Here is a 15,247-nt window from a genome sequence, read left to right on the forward strand (position 1 = left end):
TTGTGCCGGGTTTTCTGTTTTTGGAAACGCCCCGGGTGTCGCTTCGCTCGACCCGGGCTACGGTTTTGTGTGGAACGGATCTCCGGTGGGCTGCTCCTAGAAAGACCATGCAGGAGAACCCATGAAGATTGGCCTGATCGCCGACACCCACGGCCTGTTGCGGCCCCAGGCGCTGGCCGCGCTGCAAGGCGTCGACCACCTGATTCACGCGGGCGACATTGGCGGGCCGCAGATTCTTGCCGAGCTGGAGCGCATCGCGCCGCTGTCGGTGGTGCGTGGCAACAATGATGCAGAGGCTTGGGCCGATGGCATCCCCGAGCACCTGACGCTGCGCTTCGGCGCGGTTAGCCTGCATGTGCTACACGATCTCAAACAGTTGACCATCGACCCCAAGGCCGAAGGTATCGACGTGGTGATCGCCGGGCACTCGCACAAGCCGCTGCATGAAATGCGCGATGGCGTGCTTTATCTGAACCCTGGCAGCGCCGGCCCACGGCGATTCAAGTTGCCGATTGGGGTGGCCGTTTTGCATATCGATGAAGATGGGGTGCGGTTCGAACTGATTACTTTGGAGGTTTGATGCAGTACCTGGGGAGCGGGCCATGCCCGCGATTTTTTTGCGGGCATGGCCCGCTCCCACAATGGATCGCAGACGGCTGCTTCAGCCTCTCACCTTGAAAAATCCACCTCACGAGGCCATCTACTGACCTCATGACCTTTCGATACGCCCAATCACTGCCTGATGGAGGCCCCATGACCCTCGACGAACTCAACTCTCTGCCCGGCGTGACCGGCAAGCCTGACGTCGCCACCGCGGACTTCGTCTACAACCACACCATGATCCGCGTGAAGGATCTCGACAAGTCGCTGGACTTCTACACCCGCGTGCTGGGCTTCACCCTGCTGGAGAAGAAGGATTTCCCGGATGCCGAATTCAGCCTGTACTTCCTGGCGCTGATAGCCGACAAGTCGCAGATCCCGGCTGACCCGGACGCTCGCCACCAGTGGCGCAAATCCATCCCCGGCGTGCTGGAACTGACCTATAACCACGGCACCGAGAAGGACCCGGAGCTTTCCTACCACAGCGGCAACAGCGACCCGCGCGGCTTCGGTCACCTGTGCGTCGCGGTGCCGGACATCAAGGCCGCCTGCCAACGCTTCGAAGACCTCGGCGTGGACTTCCAGAAGCGCCTGACCGACGGGCGCATGCGCAACATCGCCTTTATCAAGGACCCGGACGGCTACTGGGTGGAAATCATCCAGTTCACCGAAGTGGACTGATGAATACGGCGCCCCGGCTCGGGGCGCCCGCTTTCACTGGCGCTCGACCTTGTTGTCGGCGCCGGAAAGCTGCACCTGCGGCTCATCGCCACTCCAGCGCACCTGCTGATCGATGCCGCTCACGTCCATCCTGGTCTCACCCTCGAGACGCAGATCCAGCTGGTGCTCGGCACCTGCCACCGCTATCAGTGCTGGTTGCTCACCTGCGATTACTGCGGTGCGCACCTGATTGTCGAGGGTGTCGACGCTCAGCGCATTGACGCGATCGGCCACCACCTCGTGCTCGGCACCCGCAACGCTCAGCGACTTGGCCGTGTCCAGCGTCACCTTGTGCTCCGTGCCGTAGATCATCACCGCACCACAGTCACCTTTGAGGTGAATCACGTTGGCGTTGCCGGAAATGTTCACGCCCTGGCCCTTGCACGATACATCGCGCGACAGGCCAATGCCTTCGATATTCAGCGGCTCGGCGTGCGCCAGGCTCGCCAAGGCCATCGCGGCCAGCAGGCCGCCTACCCTTTGCATCCCGTTCATCGTTAATCCCTCTCTCGATAACGGCCCAGGGCACATGACAGGGCCGAAGCTATGACCGACGCGGGGCAATCAAGGTTCTCGCCCGCCAGGGGCTCAGTGCGCGATTTGCAACTCACTTCGCAACCAGTCAGCCAAGCGCTCGGCCCGCCCGCCACTGCGCCGCTCCGGCACCCACAACGCCAGGCGCGCGTCGGTCTCGACGAACCCCCAGGGCGCCACCAGGCGCCCCGCAACCAGGTCGTCGGCCACCAGCTGCAGCGGGGCGATGGCCACGCCAAGGCCGGCCCCCGCTGCTTCGAGCAGGTAGTAAAGGTGCTCGAAACCCTGGCCGAGACGCATCGCGGCGGGGTCGAGGCTCATCGCCGCCAGCCATTGCGGCCAGGCCTGGGGCCGCGAGGTGGTGTGCAGCAGGGCTTCATGCAACAAGGCGGCCGGCGCCGCCGCGCTCAACTCGGCGAACCGCACGTGCTGCGGGCTGAGCACCGGGCCAATGGACTCGCGCGCCAACTCGAAGACCTGCATGTCCGCCGGCCAGGGTGGCTCGGCGTACAGCAGGGTGGCGTCGACCTGGGGGCTGCGCGGGTCCAGTTCGCCCTGGCTGGTGGACAGCTGCAGGCGCAGATCCGGCAGCGCGCCGTTGAGCCGATCCAGGCGCGGGATGAACCAGCGCGCCAGCAGGCTGCCCGGGCAGCCGAGCACGAAGGGCATGTCCGCCTCGCGCTGGCGTAGCTCGCCGCAGACCTGACGCAGCCGCGCGAAGGTTTCGCCGCTCACGTCCCGCAGACGCATGCCGGCATCGGTCAGTTTGAGACCACGCCCGTCCTTGATGAAAAGCGCCACGCCAAGCCGCTCCTCCAGGATGCGGATCTGCCGGCTTACCGCACCGTGGGTGACGTGCAGTTCGAGCGCCGCACGGCTGACGCTGCCCAGCCGCGCCGCCGCCTCGAAGGCATGCAGGGCGTTGAGCGATGGCAGGTCCTGGGCCATGTCAGTCCGCCAACTCGGGCAGAAAGCGCGTGTCCATGCTGTAGCGCTTGGGGTTTTGCGGATCGATCATCACCGTGACCAGTGACTCGCTGATATAGGGGCCCGGATCGAACCACAGGTTGGCGCTGCGAAACACGTGCAGCTGGTTGGTCTGCGGGTTCAGCCACTGGGCGACGATGCGGTAGGGGCTACGGCCGTTGGCGGTCAGCGCACCGTTGAGCTCGACGTCCACCACTTCGGCCTGCACCGGCGTGCCGCTGACCTGCAATTGGGCGGCGCAGCGCCTGGCCAACAAAGGCGGCAGCACCAATACCAGGCCGATGAGCAGGAAGATCAGGCCGATACCGCCGACGATCAGGCTGCCGATCCAGTTCTCGGTGAAGCTGTCGATGCGCGCCCGCTCGGGGTCCTGCGGGTGGTAATACACCGCCACTCGCTCGCCGATGGCGAAGGCCGGCGGCGTGCTGCAGGTGCTGCTGTGGTACTCGCCCAGCGTGCCGTCCAGGGTAGTGAACGACACCGTAGGGCAACCGCCCTCGATATCCACGATGGAGCCTTCGGTGCGCGTCATTTGCGCTTCGGCGCTGAAACGCGCCACCTGAATGCCCAGGGCACCTGCCAGCATCAGCGCACCGACACCCGGGAATATCCACAACCAGCCTGGTTTCATCGCCTGCCTCACCTGTGCGTAAATTTATCGGCACCTTGATTATCGGCCAAATCGTCTCAGACCGCTGAACAGTGGCCATGGGCCCTAAAAATAACAAACCAAGGCATCAAGGCCCGAAATAAAGCACCACATACTAATCGATTAAATGTGACTTTTACTCAACTATCCGATAAAACTAATCGCTTTTCTGCCTGCCAGCGCAGCGTTAGTCTGGCCACCATCGACGCCACGCCATCTGGCGGGCGGGCCGCTCGAGGCCCTCTGAATTCACAGGAGAATCCCATGACTTCACTACGCAACGGCCCAGACACCACCGGCCTGTTCGGCGCGTTTGGCGGTCAGTACGTCGCCGAGACGCTGATGCCGCTGATCCACGACCTGGCCGCCGAGTACGAAAAGGCCAAGGCCGATCCCGAGTTCGCCAAGGAGCTGGCCTACTTCCAGCGCGACTACGTGGGCCGCCCGAGCCCGCTGTACTTCGCCGAGCGGCTGACCGAGCATTGCGGCGGCGCGAAGATCTACCTGAAGCGCGAGGAGCTCAATCACACCGGCGCGCACAAGATCAATAACTGCATCGGCCAGATTCTACTGGCCAAGCGCATGGGCAAGCAGCGCATCATCGCCGAGACCGGCGCCGGCATGCATGGCGTGGCCACCGCCACCGTCGCCGCGCGCTTCGGCCTGCAGTGCGTGATCTACATGGGCACCACCGATATCGACCGCCAGCAGGCCAACGTCTTCCGCATGAAGCTGCTCGGCGCCGAGGTGATTCCGGTCACCGCCGGCACCGGCACCCTCAAGGATGCGATGAACGAAGCCCTGCGCGACTGGGTGACCAACGTCGACAGCACCTTCTACATCATCGGCACCGTGGCCGGCCCGCACCCGTATCCGGCGATGGTGCGCGACTTCCAGGCCGTCATCGGCAAGGAAACCCGCGACCAGCTACAGGATCAGGAAGGCCGCCTGCCGGACTCGCTGGTCGCCTGCATCGGCGGCGGCTCCAACGCCATGGGCCTGTTCCACCCGTTCCTCGACGACAAAGATGTACAGATCATCGGCGTCGAAGCAGCCGGCCACGGCGTGGAAACCGGCAAGCATGCCGCCAGCCTGAACGGCGGCGTGCCGGGCGTGCTGCACGGCAACCGCACCTTCCTGCTGCAGGACGACGACGGCCAGATCATCGATGCTCACTCGATTTCCGCCGGCCTCGACTATCCCGGCATCGGCCCGGAACACGCCTGGTTGTTCGACATCGGGCGCGTCGAGTACACCTCGATCACCGACAAGGAGGCGCTCGCCGCCTTCCACCAGTGCTGCCGCCTGGAAGGCATCATCCCGGCGCTGGAGTCGTCCCACGCCCTGGCTGAAGTCTTCAAGCGCGCGCCGACCCTGCCCAGGGATCACCTGATGGTGGTCAACCTGTCGGGCCGCGGCGACAAGGACATGCAGACCGTCATGCACCACTTCGACGAACAGGAAGAACACATATGAGCCGCCTGCAGACGCGCTTCGCCGAGCTGAAAGAACAGAACCGCGCCGCCTTGGTGACTTTCGTCACCGCTGGCGACCCGAACTACGAGGCTTCGCTGAAGATCCTCAAGGGCCTGCCGAAAGCTGGCGCCGACGTGATCGAACTGGGCATGCCGTTCACCGACCCGATGGCCGACGGCCCGGCGATCCAGCTGGCCAACATCCGCGCTCTGGCCGCCAAGCAGAACCTGGCCAAGACGCTGCAGATGGTCCGTGAATTCCGCCAGGACGACAGCACTACGCCGCTGGTGCTGATGGGTTACTTCAACCCGATCCACAAGTACGGCGTCGAGCGCTTCATCGCCGATGCCCAGGAGGCCGGCGTCGATGGCCTGATCGTGGTCGACCTGCCGCCGGAGCATAACCGCGACCTGTGCGACCCGGCCCAGGCCGCAGGTATCGACTTCATTCGCCTGACCACGCCGACCACCGACGACAAGCGCCTGCCGACCGTACTCGCCGGCAGCTCGGGCTTCGTCTACTACGTGTCGGTGGCGGGTGTTACCGGCGCAGGCTCGGCGACCGTGGAACACGTGCAGGAAGCGGTCACCCGCCTGCGCCGCCACACCGACCTGCCGATCAGTATCGGCTTTGGCATCCGCACCCCGGAACATGCGGCGACCATCGCCCGCCTGGCCGACGGCGTGGTGGTCGGCTCGGCGCTGATCGATCAGATCGCCAAGGCCGACAACTATGGGCAGGCCATCGACGGCGTGCTGGAGCTGTGCAGCCAACTGGCCGAAGGCGTGCGCAGCGCTCGCCGCTAAGCAACTCGCGCATAAAAAGCCGCTGTTCCGGTACGGGCAGCGGTTTTTTATTGCCGGGCGTTATACCGGCGTCACTGCCTTGCCGTGCTTGAAGAAGCCGTCGAGGTTGGCGAAGAACAGGTCGGCCATGGCCTGGCGGGTTTCATGGGTGCCGCTGCCGATGTGCGGGGTGAGCACCACGTTGTCCAACGCCAGCAGCTCGGCCGGCACCTGGGGCTCGTCGGCGAACACGTCGAGCGCCGCGCCGGCGATGGTGCCGTTCTGCAGCGCCTCGACCAGCGCCTGCTCGTCCACCACCGAGCCGCGGGCGATGTTCACCAGATAGCCCTCAGGGCCGAGGGCACGCAGTTGCTCGGCGCCGATCAGCTTGTCCGTCGAGCTGCCACCGGGCACTACCAGCACGGCGTAGTCGGCCGCTTCGAGCAGACCTTCGAGGGTTTCGTGGTAGGTGTAGTCGACGTCATCGCGGCGCCGCCGATTGTGATAGGCGACCGTCATGCCGAACGCCTCGACGCGCTTGGCGATGGCACGGCCGATATTGCCCATGCCGACGATACCGCACACTTTGCCGCCGATGCTGCCGGCCAGTGGGAAGCGCCCGCTCTGCCACTCGCCCGCCCGTACGAAGCGATCCGCCTCGCTGATCCGGCGCCCTACGTCGAGCAGAATCGCCACCGCCGTATCGGCGACGCAGTTGTCCAGCACGCCCGGCGTGTTGGTCACGGTAATCCCGCGTTTTTTTGCCGTATCGACGGCGATCGCGTCATGACCAACGCCGAAGCTGATGATCGCCTTGAGGTTCGGCAGGGCCTCGATGAGTTCGGCCTTGGCACCGAACACGCCGCTGGTGGCAATGGCATCGATGCTGCCGGCATTGGCTTGCAACCAGGCGGATGGGTCATCGACTTCCCAGAAACGGTGTACGCGGTACGTCTGCTCGATACGGGCGACGAGTGCTGGCGGCAAGGGGCCGACCATCAGCAATTGCGCAGTAGGGGCGGGTGTCGTCATGGGCTCTCCTGGAGGCGATACAGAGCGGGCACGTTGCACGCGGCAGCGAGGTTTCCAGGAAACTACCATAAAGACATCATACATCCGCAACATCTGGATACAGCTCGGCAGCCATATCTAAACTCGAAGAAACCGCAAAAGATCACTGATTACGGGGCCTAATGCCGCTTATCGGTTAGATGCCGGTAATTCTCACTGCTACTTTGCAACAAAGTAATTTGTATGATGTCGTATCTCGCAGCGTGCTACTCCCAACAAAAACAACGATAGAGGCTCCTCCCATGGCTCGTACCGACGTTGCCGATAAAGGCGTGTCCGCAAGCTCTTCAAGCAATCCTCTGAGCAGAATGGCCAAGCTGCTCGGCCCCGGCATCATTGCCGTGCTTTCCTGGCTGGGCGCAGGCGACCTGATCACCTCGTCCGTCGCCGGCGCCAACTACGGCTACGCGATGATGTGGGTATTGGCGGTGTCGCTGCTGCTGCGCTTTCTGATCGTCAACATCATCGCTCGCTTCCAGCTGTGCAATAACCAGGGTATGTCCATCCTCGGCGGTTACGCTCAGTTGCATCCGAGCTTCGCCTGGTTCCTGTTCGGCTACGCGCTGTTCATGGGCCACCTGATGAACGCCTACATGATCAAGGGCGCTGGCGAGGCGCTGTCCACGCTGCTGCACCTGAACCAACCGCTGCTGTGCTCCTTTGCCGTGGTGCTCGGTGTCTGGCTGCTGGTTGGCCGCAGCATCTATAGCCTCATCGAGGGCGTGATGAAGGTGCTGCTGGCGATCATGACGCTGGCGTTCCTGTCCCTGGCGGTGATGTCCGGCCCGGACGTGGGCGGCATCGTTTCCGGTACTTTCGGTTTCAGCATTCCAAAAGACGAAGGCGTGCATGGCGCGCTGCTGGTCGCCGTGTCGGTGATCGGTGCCGTAGCCGGCTCGATCGCCAACTTCGTGCACCCCTACGTGATGAAGCAGAAGGGCTGGACCGGCCCTGAACACAAACGCATTCAGCGCAACGACCTGCTGTTCGCGGTGTTCGTCGGTATCGTCATCAACCTGGCGATCTGGGTTGTGGGTGCGGAAATTCTGCGTCCCAATGGCCTGAAGGTGGAAACCCTCGATGACCTTGGCGCCGCCCTGCAGATGTTCTTCGGCCCAGGCGGCTGGTACATCTTCTTCATCGGCGTGTTCGCCACGCTGTTCGCCAGCGTCGTGGGCAAGACCACCGCGTTCCCGATGCTGATCACCGATGCCCTGCACCATATCCAGCCCAAGCGCCGCCAGCAGTACGGCGAGACGCCGCAGCAAGACCCGCTGCACAAGTGGTTCCTGCTGTTCATTCTGGTCACCCCGCTGATCTGGTCGCTGCCGGGCATGCCGGACTTCGTGACCCTGACCATCGCGGTCAACGCGCTGAACATCGTCGGCCTGCCGATCATTTCCCTCGGCCTGCTGATCATGTCCAACCAGAAGAAACTGCTCGGCCAGTACTGCAACAACTGGTTCGAGAACCTGGCTCTCGGCGCCGCCACCGTCCTGGCGGTATGGGTCGCCATCCAGCTCGGCATGCAGATGCTGGCCTGACGTCGACAAACCCTAGCAACTTGCCTTGAGTGACTCGAGGCCCTGCACGCGGCCAAGCCGCTCCCCCACATTGCCGAGTGGGGGTAGCGCTTGAGCCGCGTTTTTTTTGCCGGCGAAGGGCTCAGTAACCTACGGTGAAGCGCTGGCACGAGTGCTGAGGCTTTTCCAGTTCGTCGACCAGGGCGATGGCGTAATCCTCCATGGAGATCGCGCTGCCGCCGTTGGCATCGACCAGCAGGCTGTCCTTGCCGATGCGGAAGCGCCCGGTGCGCTGGCCAGGCTCGAACAGCGCCGAGGGCGACAGGAAGGTCCAGTCCAGCGCCTGCTCGCCACGCAGCACGTTGAGGAAATCTCGCCCCGCGCTGGCCTCGTCCTTGTAGGCCGACGGGAACTCCGGCGTGTCGACCAACGCGACGCCCGGCGCCACCTCCAGGCTGCCGGCCCCACCGACCACCAGCAAACGCGGCACGCCCGCCGTTTTAACCGCGCCAATCAGGCTGGCTGCATCATTGCCGACGAAGCGCGTGGTGCTGATCACCGCATCGTGGCCGCGCAGCAGCGGCACCAGACGCTCGACATCGGCCACGTCCGCGCTGGCAAGGGTCAGGCCATCCTGGGCCGGCACCGCGCCGACATCGCGGGCGATCCCGGTGACCTGATGGCCACGCTGCAACAGTTCATGACGCAGACGCGAACCGGCGCGCCCGCTGATACCCAGAATGACGACTTTCATGTGAGTTCTCCTGTGACAGGCAAGTGAATATCGGCCAACCAACGGTATTGCCGCCGGTGCCGAGGGACGAGACATGAGCTTACTCACCTGTCGCGCCACAAAAAGCCGCATAATCACCGCAACACAGTTGCACGAAACAGGCTAATCATGGACAGACTTACCGCAACCCGCGTTTTCGTCGAAGTGGTCGATCGCGGCAGCCAGACCGCGGCGGCCGAGCATCTGGATCTGTCGCGGGCCATGGTTTCGCGCTACTTGGCCGAACTGGAGGATTGGGTGGGCGCGCGCCTGCTGCATCGCACCACGCGCAAGCTGAGCCTGACCCAGGTGGGCAACGAACTGCTGCCGCACTGTCGGGAAATGCTGCACACCGCCGAGATGATGCTGGCCACCGGCATCAAGGCCACGGACGGGCCGAGCGGCAACCTGCGCATCGCCACCAGCCAGTCCTTCGCGCAGACCTGGCTCAGCCCGGTGCTGGTGGAGTACCTGGCGCGTTACCCGAAAACCTCAGTGGATGTGCTGGTCGGCAGCCATGCCGTGAACCTGGTCGAGGAACGCATCGACCTGGCCCTGCGCATTACCAACCAGCTCGAACCCAACCAGGTCGCCCGCCACCTGGGCGACTGCCATTCGGTGGTATGCGCCGCCCCCGCCTACCTGGCACACGCCGGTACTCCGCGCCAACCCCGGCAGCTGGCCGAGCACAACTGCCTGACCTACAGCTACTTCGGGCGCAGCCTGTGGCACTTCACGGGGCAGCAAGGGCCGATGCAGGTGCCGGTGGATGGCAACCTGAGCAGCAACGACACCGCCGTGCTGCTGGAGGCGGCGATCAACGGCGGCGGCATCTGCCTGCAACCACTCTACGCGGCCGCACCGCTGCTGGAAGACGGCCGCCTGGTGCGCCTGCTGCCTGCCTGGCAACCGCAGTCGCTGGGTATCCACGCCATCTACGCATCACGCCGGCAGATGCTGCCGGCGCTGCGCACCCTGCTCGACTTCATCGCCGAGCGCCTGGCGGCCGATCCACGCTGGCAGGCCTTGTAACAGCTCGCACCGCCTGCAGGGGCGCCAGCCTCGGTACGGTTGCATTGGCCAGCGCGCGACTGGAAAATGCGACAAATTATCATTATCAAGGCAGCCAGATGCCCTGCTCCCCGCCCTCGCCCAGCCCCTGCGTGCAAACGCTCTATGTGGATCATCATGCCTGGCTTCTGAGCTGGTTGTGCAAGCGCGTGGGCAATCGACCCGATGCCGCCGACCTCACCCAGGACACGTTCGTACGCCTGCTGCGCTCGGGCAGCACGGCGCGTATTCAGGATCCGCGCAACTACCTGAGCACCATCGCCCGCGGCCTGGCCATCGACCTGCATCGCCGCCGCAGCCTGGAACGCGCCTACCTCGACGCCATGGCACGAATGCCCGAGGACCAGCACCCGTCACCGGAAACCCAGGCGCTATTACTGGAAGCGCTGGTAGAGGCCGACCGCATGCTCGACGGGCTGCCGAACAAGGTGCGCCAAGCCTTCATCCTGTCCCAGGTCGAGGGCCTGACCTACCGCGAAATAGCCCAGGCCATGGGCTTGTCGCTACGCACCATCAACAACTACCTGGCTCGCGCCCTGGAGCATTGCTGCCTGAGCCGGTTGCGCAGCCTATCATGACCGCGCCGCCGGTCAGCCCGGCGCAGGCCCAGGCCATCCGCGAAGCGGCCGCCTGGCATACCCGCCTGCATGGCGATACGGCGAGCGCAGCCGATCTCCAGGCCTGGGAGCGCTGGCACGCGCTGTCGCCCCTGCACCGTGAGGCCTGGCAACAGGTGCAAGACATCTGCGGTCATTTCGCCGGGCTGCCGGGCACGCTCGCCGCGAACACCCTGCTCACAGCCCGCGCCTCACGGCGCAAGGTACTCGCCAGCCTGTTCGCCCTGGCCAGCGCGGCGCCCCTGGCTTGGCTCGCTTCGCGAAGCGACAGCGGGCGAACCTGGCTGGCCGACCTGCGCACCCGCACGGGCGAGCGCCGCGAGTTCCAGGTCGATGGCAATCGCCTGCTGCTGGACACCGCCAGCGCCGTCGAGGTGGATCACCAACGCCACCTCCTGACGTTGCGCGCCGGCGCGGTGATGGTGACCGCCACGAACGGGGACGAACAGGCACCGCTGATCCTGCGCACGCGCGAGGGTGAAATTCGCGCGCCGGCCAGCCGGTTCACCGTGCGCCAGCACGACGGCTATACCGAGGTGGCCGTGCTGGATCACCAGGTTCGGATCAGCCCAAGCGCGGCAGGGCTCGCGCCGAGGCCGCTGCTGGCCGGTCATCACGCCCGCTTCGATGAGCATCGGGTGCAACCGGCGCTGCCGAACGATGCCAGCACCGCTGCCTGGGTGCAGGGCAATCTGGTGGCGCTCGATCAACCGCTTCGGGTGCTGCTTGCCGAGCTCGGTCGCTATCGCCCCGGGCTGCTGGACTGCGACGAACGCATTGCCGGGCTGAAAGTCTCCGGCGCCTTTCCGCTGGACGACACCGACCTGGCCCTGGCCTCGCTCGAAAACGCCTTTGCAGTGCGCCTGCAGCAGCGCAGCCGCTACTGGGTCACCGTGGTGCCGCGCTGATTGCACTTTTTCTAGACGTTATTCGGCCCCTTCTTGATTGCCACACCAAGGGGATTTCCATGACACGCAAAAGCACTTTCCTGGCACGGCCACTGTGCCTGGTCATTCACGCCGCCTTCTGGTCGCCGGTGCTGCTGGCAAAGCCGGCGCTCGCCCAGGAGGCGACCAGCCGCGCGACGGCTGCCGCACACGATATCGCGCCAGGCCCGCTGGCCCAGGTCGTCGCGCAGTACGCCGGCTCGGCAGGCGTCGCCCTGTCCTTCGACGCCGCTCGCTTGCAGGGCCTGCAGAGCCCAGGCCTGCAAGGCCACTACAGCATCGAGGCAGGCTTTGCCCACTTGCTGTCGGGCAGCGGCCAGCAGGCCGAGCGCCAGGCCAATGGCGCGTACATGCTGGTGCCTGCAGCTAACGCGAAAGTTGCAGCGCCGCTGGAGCTCTCCGCGACCCAGGTGACGGTCAGCACCCTGCGCAACGATAAGGCCGTGGGCCGTACACCGCAGCGCGTCACGGTCATCGAACGCGCCGACATCCAACGCCAGCTCGCACTCAGCAGCGACCCCGGCCAGGTGCTCGGCAGCCTGATCCCGTCCTATTCGCCGAGCCGGCAGAAGATGTCCTCGTCAGGCGAAACCCTGCGCGGTCGCTCGCCCCTGTTCCTGGTCGACGGCGTGCCCCAGGGCAGTTCCTTGCGAGATGATTCACGCAGCAGTTACGCCATCGACCTGGCACAGGTCGAGCGCATCGAGGTGGTTCACGGTGCCACCGCCGAACACGGCCTGGGCTCCACCGGCGGCATCATCAACTTCATCACCAAACGCGCCAGTGGCGATGGCCTGCGCCAACAGGCAGGCGTACGCGTGGAAAGCGGCGAGCACGGCAGCGACGGCCTCGGCTACAAGTTCAACTACCAGGCCAGCTTGCAACAGGATCAGTGGGAAGCCCTGCTGGCCGCTACCTGGCAGGAGCGCGGCGCCTATCGCGATGCCGACGGCAGGCTCATCGGCACCTCTTATCTGGGCGAGATCCAGGACAGCCGCGACCACGACCTGATGCTCAAGCTGGGCTACTGGCTCGACGACGATCAGCACCTGAGTTTCAGCGCCAACCAGTACGAGCTCAAGGGCCATAACGATTACATTGCAGTGCCCGGCAACGTGGCTGCAGGAATACCCACCACCGCGCGCAAGGGCGATCCCGGTGGCGAACCGGCCTTCAACCGCACCCAGCAGTTCACTCTCGGCTATGCCCACCACGACCTGTTCGGCAACGAACTGGACGTGCAGCTCTACCGGCAACGCTACCAGGGCCAGTTCGGCACCCTGACTTCCGCCAGTTTCGTCGAACCCGAGGTGGCGCCCGATGGCTTCGACCAGTCACGCAGCATCTCGGATAAATGGGGCGGCAAGTTCACCCTGCGGCGCAGCGGGCTTTTCGACGGTTGGCTGGACCTGGCCGGCGGGGTGGATCTGCTGCGCGACGAATCCGAGCAATACCTGTCGCTCACCAACCGCGTCTACGTGCCACCGTCCACTTACGACAACCAGGCCATCTTCCTGCAGGGCGACCTGCACCCGACCGAGCGCCTGACCCTGACCGCCGGCGTGCGCCGCGAGCACGCCGAGCTGGAGGTGGACACCTACCGCACCCTGGCCGCCAACAACAGCGTGACCGTCACTGGCGGCGAACTGTCCTTCGGCAAGACCCTGAGCAATTACGGCTTCACCTACCAGGCCAACGACTGGGCGCAGCTCTACGGCGGCTACTCGGAAGGCTTCGGCATGCCCGATGTCGGTCGCGTGCTGCGCGGCCTGCGCACGCCCGGCCTGGCCGTGGAAAGCCTGCTGGAACTGGAGCCGATCATCACCCGTTCGCGAGAGCTGGGCCTGCGTCTGGACTTCGGCCGCGTGGATGCCGAACTCAGCTACTACGAGTCGTTTTCCAACCAGGGCGAGCGCCTGGCCATGGTCGACGGCTTGTACGTGGCGAACCGCGAACGCATCGAAATAGAGGGGTTCGAAGCCACTGCGAACTGGCGGATTAGCGATGATCATCGCCTGCGACTCGCCTACAGCCAGAGCAAGGGGTGGTCCGACACCAATGACGACGGCCGGGTGGACACCACCCTCGACGGCCTGAACATCGCGCCGAACCACTACAGCCTGGGCTGGAACGCCACCTGGAACGAAGATTGGTCGAGTTACCTGCAGTACGACCATTACGTGAGCCGTAGCTTCGACAATCCAAATCTGGACTTCGACGGCTATTCGCTCCTGTCTGCGTCCGTCAGCCGCGCCCTGCCGGTCGGCAGCCTGTCGCTGAGCATCGACAACCTGCTCGATGAAGACTACTTCACCTACTACTCACAGGCAGGCCGGGTGGCCAACGACTCCAACTTCAAAGGCCGCGGGCGTACCTTCGCCCTGGCCTATCAGGTGGACTTCTAGGCAGCGCGGGGCCACTCGCCGGCACGGAGTGCGGGCGAGTGGCAGGCGGCTTACTGCGACGCCTGCAACTGGCGCTGCGAGGCGCGCTGCTGCTTGTAGGCCAGGGCGGCGGGCGCCACCGGGGTGACCTTGCCGGTTTCCACCCATTTGCGCAGGCGGCTGGCGTCGGCCATGTGGGTGTATTTGCCGAAGGCATCGAGCACCACGAAGGCCACTGGCTTGCCGGCCATGGTGGTGCGCATCACCAGGCAGTGGCCGGCGCTGTTGGTGAAGCCGGTCTTGGTCAGTTGCACGTCCCAGCCGGCCTTGCGGGTCAGCGCGTTGGTGTTGCGAAAGCCCAGGGTGTAGTTGGGCTTGCGGAAGGCCACGGTCTTTTCGCCGGTGGCGCTCAGTTCACCGATCAGCGGGTAGCTACGGGTCGCCTTGAGCAGCTTGACCAGGTCGTTGGCGGTGGAAACGTTGTGCTCGGACAGGCCGGTCGGCTCCACGTAGCGGGTCTGGGTCATGCCCAGGGCGCGGGCCTTGGCATTCATGGCCGCGACGAAGGCGGTGACGCCGCCCGGATAATGGTGCGCCAGGCTGGAGGCCGCACGGTTCTCGGACGACATCAGGGTCAGCAGGAGCATTTCCCGGCGGCTGATCTCGCTGCCGATGCGCACGCGCGAATACACGCCGCGCATGTCGTGCACGTCACGGATGATCACCGGCAGTTGCTCGTTGAGCGGCAGTTTGGCGTCCAGGGCGACCATGGCGGTCATCAGCTTGGTGACCGAGGCGATGGGCACCACCATGTTCGGATTACTGGAATACAGCACCTTGTCGGTGGTCAGGTCGACCAGCAGGGCACTGCCGGAGGCCAGCTCCTGCTTGGCGGGAGCGGCGGCTTCGGAGGCCAGGGGGGCGACGAGGAACAGGCAGGCCAGGGCGAGGCTGGCGAAGGGGCGACGAATATTCACGATGGCATTCACAAGGCAAGAAATGGACTGGAAAAGGCGCTCCATGCCGGTGAAGGAACTTCGTCCATGACCCTTGGGCGCGCGATAAAAACGCCTTGCAGACTTCTGCTCGGTGCTTTTATGAGGCCCCGGAA

General features: G+C 64.7%; 15 protein-coding genes. 9 read left to right on the top strand and 6 right to left on the bottom strand.

Annotated elements, in window-relative coordinates:
* Nucleotides 1–121: 121 nt before the first annotated feature.
* Nucleotides 122–580 (top strand): metallophosphoesterase family protein, encoded by a 459-nt coding sequence (locus BVH03_RS23890; RefSeq protein WP_075963496.1) that lies wholly within the window; start codon nt 122–124, stop codon nt 578–580.
* A gap of 173 nt (nt 581–753) precedes the next feature.
* Entirely contained in the window at nt 754–1,281 is a 528-nt protein-coding gene (gene gloA, locus BVH03_RS23895; RefSeq protein ID WP_075963497.1) for a lactoylglutathione lyase, read from the top strand.
* Nucleotides 1,282–1,314: 33 nt separating this feature from the next.
* Here gloA and BVH03_RS23900 read toward each other — a convergent pair whose 3' ends face one another.
* From BVH03_RS23900 to BVH03_RS23910, 3 genes are all read right to left on the bottom strand, one after another.
* The gene (locus BVH03_RS23900) at nt 1,315–1,815 is read right to left on the bottom strand and encodes a DUF3060 domain-containing protein (RefSeq protein WP_083640151.1); all 501 of its coding nucleotides are present in this window, start codon (nt 1,813–1,815) and stop codon (nt 1,315–1,317) included.
* A gap of 93 nt (nt 1,816–1,908) precedes the next feature.
* Nucleotides 1,909–2,802, bottom strand: a complete 894-nt coding sequence (locus BVH03_RS23905; RefSeq protein ID WP_075963499.1) for a LysR family transcriptional regulator — start codon at nt 2,800–2,802, stop codon at nt 1,909–1,911.
* 1 nt (nt 2,803) lies between these two features.
* The gene (locus BVH03_RS23910) at nt 2,804–3,472 is read right to left on the bottom strand and encodes a DUF3592 domain-containing protein (RefSeq protein ID WP_075963500.1); all 669 of its coding nucleotides are present in this window, start codon (nt 3,470–3,472) and stop codon (nt 2,804–2,806) included.
* Nucleotides 3,473–3,754: 282 nt separating this feature from the next.
* Between BVH03_RS23910 and trpB the strand changes: the two genes are divergently transcribed.
* A complete protein-coding gene (trpB, locus tag BVH03_RS23915; RefSeq protein WP_075963501.1) occupies nt 3,755–4,966 on the top strand; it encodes a tryptophan synthase subunit beta in 1,212 nt (403 codons plus the stop codon).
* Nucleotides 4,963–5,772 carry a tryptophan synthase subunit alpha gene (trpA, locus tag BVH03_RS23920; protein WP_075963502.1) on the top strand — a complete coding sequence of 270 codons (810 nt, stop codon included), beginning with the start codon at nt 4,963–4,965 and terminating at the stop codon, nt 5,770–5,772. The genes trpB and trpA overlap by 4 nt, the downstream gene beginning before the upstream one ends.
* Nucleotides 5,773–5,832: 60 nt before the next feature.
* Here the strand turns inward: trpA and BVH03_RS23925 are convergent, their stop codons facing one another.
* On the bottom strand, nt 5,833–6,783 hold the full coding sequence (locus tag BVH03_RS23925; protein WP_075963503.1) for a 2-hydroxyacid dehydrogenase: 951 nt from the start codon (nt 6,781–6,783) through the stop codon (nt 5,833–5,835).
* 281 nt (nt 6,784–7,064) lie between these two features.
* Between BVH03_RS23925 and BVH03_RS23930 the strand changes: the two genes are divergently transcribed.
* Nucleotides 7,065–8,366 carry an Nramp family divalent metal transporter gene (locus BVH03_RS23930; protein ID WP_075963504.1) on the top strand — a complete coding sequence of 434 codons (1,302 nt, stop codon included), beginning with the start codon at nt 7,065–7,067 and terminating at the stop codon, nt 8,364–8,366.
* A gap of 121 nt (nt 8,367–8,487) precedes the next feature.
* Here BVH03_RS23930 and BVH03_RS23935 read toward each other — a convergent pair whose 3' ends face one another.
* Complete coding sequence (locus BVH03_RS23935) at nt 8,488–9,099, bottom strand: NAD(P)-dependent oxidoreductase (protein WP_075963505.1); 612 nt, start codon at nt 9,097–9,099, stop codon at nt 8,488–8,490.
* A gap of 147 nt (nt 9,100–9,246) precedes the next feature.
* Here BVH03_RS23935 and BVH03_RS23940 point away from each other — a divergent pair, with 147 nt between their 5' ends.
* The 4 genes from BVH03_RS23940 to BVH03_RS23955 all read left to right on the top strand — a co-directional run bounded on the left by BVH03_RS23940 (nt 9,247) and on the right by BVH03_RS23955 (nt 14,157).
* Nucleotides 9,247–10,149 carry a LysR family transcriptional regulator gene (locus tag BVH03_RS23940; RefSeq protein ID WP_075963506.1) on the top strand — a complete coding sequence of 301 codons (903 nt, stop codon included), beginning with the start codon at nt 9,247–9,249 and terminating at the stop codon, nt 10,147–10,149.
* Between the two features lie 98 nt (nt 10,150–10,247).
* Complete coding sequence (locus BVH03_RS23945; RefSeq protein ID WP_075963507.1) at nt 10,248–10,766, top strand: sigma-70 family RNA polymerase sigma factor; 519 nt, start codon at nt 10,248–10,250, stop codon at nt 10,764–10,766.
* On the top strand, nt 10,763–11,713 hold the full coding sequence (locus BVH03_RS23950) for a DUF4880 domain-containing protein (protein ID WP_075963508.1): 951 nt from the start codon (nt 10,763–10,765) through the stop codon (nt 11,711–11,713). Before BVH03_RS23945 ends, BVH03_RS23950 begins: the two co-directional genes overlap by 4 nt.
* Before the next feature lie 59 nt (nt 11,714–11,772).
* Nucleotides 11,773–14,157 (top strand): TonB-dependent receptor, encoded by a 2,385-nt coding sequence (locus BVH03_RS23955; protein ID WP_075963509.1) that lies wholly within the window; start codon nt 11,773–11,775, stop codon nt 14,155–14,157.
* Nucleotides 14,158–14,207: 50 nt separating this feature from the next.
* Here BVH03_RS23955 and pbpG read toward each other — a convergent pair whose 3' ends face one another.
* On the bottom strand, nt 14,208–15,113 hold the full coding sequence (gene pbpG, locus BVH03_RS23960) for a D-alanyl-D-alanine endopeptidase (protein ID WP_075963572.1): 906 nt from the start codon (nt 15,111–15,113) through the stop codon (nt 14,208–14,210).
* Between the last annotated feature and the right edge of the window lie 134 nt (nt 15,114–15,247).

The organism is Pseudomonas sp. PA15(2017) (assembly GCF_001945395.1).
In the GTDB taxonomy this organism is placed as follows: domain Bacteria; phylum Pseudomonadota; class Gammaproteobacteria; order Pseudomonadales; family Pseudomonadaceae; genus Aquipseudomonas.

Coding starts and splice junctions, on each gene's coding strand:
- BVH03_RS23890 (WP_075963496.1), top strand. CDS start 122: ATGAAGATTGGCCTGATCGCCGACACCCACGGCCTGTTGCGGCCCCAG.
- gloA (WP_075963497.1), top strand. CDS start 754: ATGACCCTCGACGAACTCAACTCTCTGCCCGGCGTGACCGGCAAGCCT.
- BVH03_RS23900 (WP_083640151.1), bottom strand. CDS start 1,815: ATGAACGGGATGCAAAGGGTAGGCGGCCTGCTGGCCGCGATGGCCTTG.
- BVH03_RS23905 (WP_075963499.1), bottom strand. CDS start 2,802: ATGGCCCAGGACCTGCCATCGCTCAACGCCCTGCATGCCTTCGAGGCG.
- BVH03_RS23910 (WP_075963500.1), bottom strand. CDS start 3,472: ATGAAACCAGGCTGGTTGTGGATATTCCCGGGTGTCGGTGCGCTGATG.
- trpB (WP_075963501.1), top strand. CDS start 3,755: ATGACTTCACTACGCAACGGCCCAGACACCACCGGCCTGTTCGGCGCG.
- trpA (WP_075963502.1), top strand. CDS start 4,963: ATGAGCCGCCTGCAGACGCGCTTCGCCGAGCTGAAAGAACAGAACCGC.
- BVH03_RS23925 (WP_075963503.1), bottom strand. CDS start 6,783: ATGACGACACCCGCCCCTACTGCGCAATTGCTGATGGTCGGCCCCTTG.
- BVH03_RS23930 (WP_075963504.1), top strand. CDS start 7,065: ATGGCTCGTACCGACGTTGCCGATAAAGGCGTGTCCGCAAGCTCTTCA.
- BVH03_RS23935 (WP_075963505.1), bottom strand. CDS start 9,099: ATGAAAGTCGTCATTCTGGGTATCAGCGGGCGCGCCGGTTCGCGTCTG.
- BVH03_RS23940 (WP_075963506.1), top strand. CDS start 9,247: ATGGACAGACTTACCGCAACCCGCGTTTTCGTCGAAGTGGTCGATCGC.
- BVH03_RS23945 (WP_075963507.1), top strand. CDS start 10,248: ATGCCCTGCTCCCCGCCCTCGCCCAGCCCCTGCGTGCAAACGCTCTAT.
- BVH03_RS23950 (WP_075963508.1), top strand. CDS start 10,763: ATGACCGCGCCGCCGGTCAGCCCGGCGCAGGCCCAGGCCATCCGCGAA.
- BVH03_RS23955 (WP_075963509.1), top strand. CDS start 11,773: ATGACACGCAAAAGCACTTTCCTGGCACGGCCACTGTGCCTGGTCATT.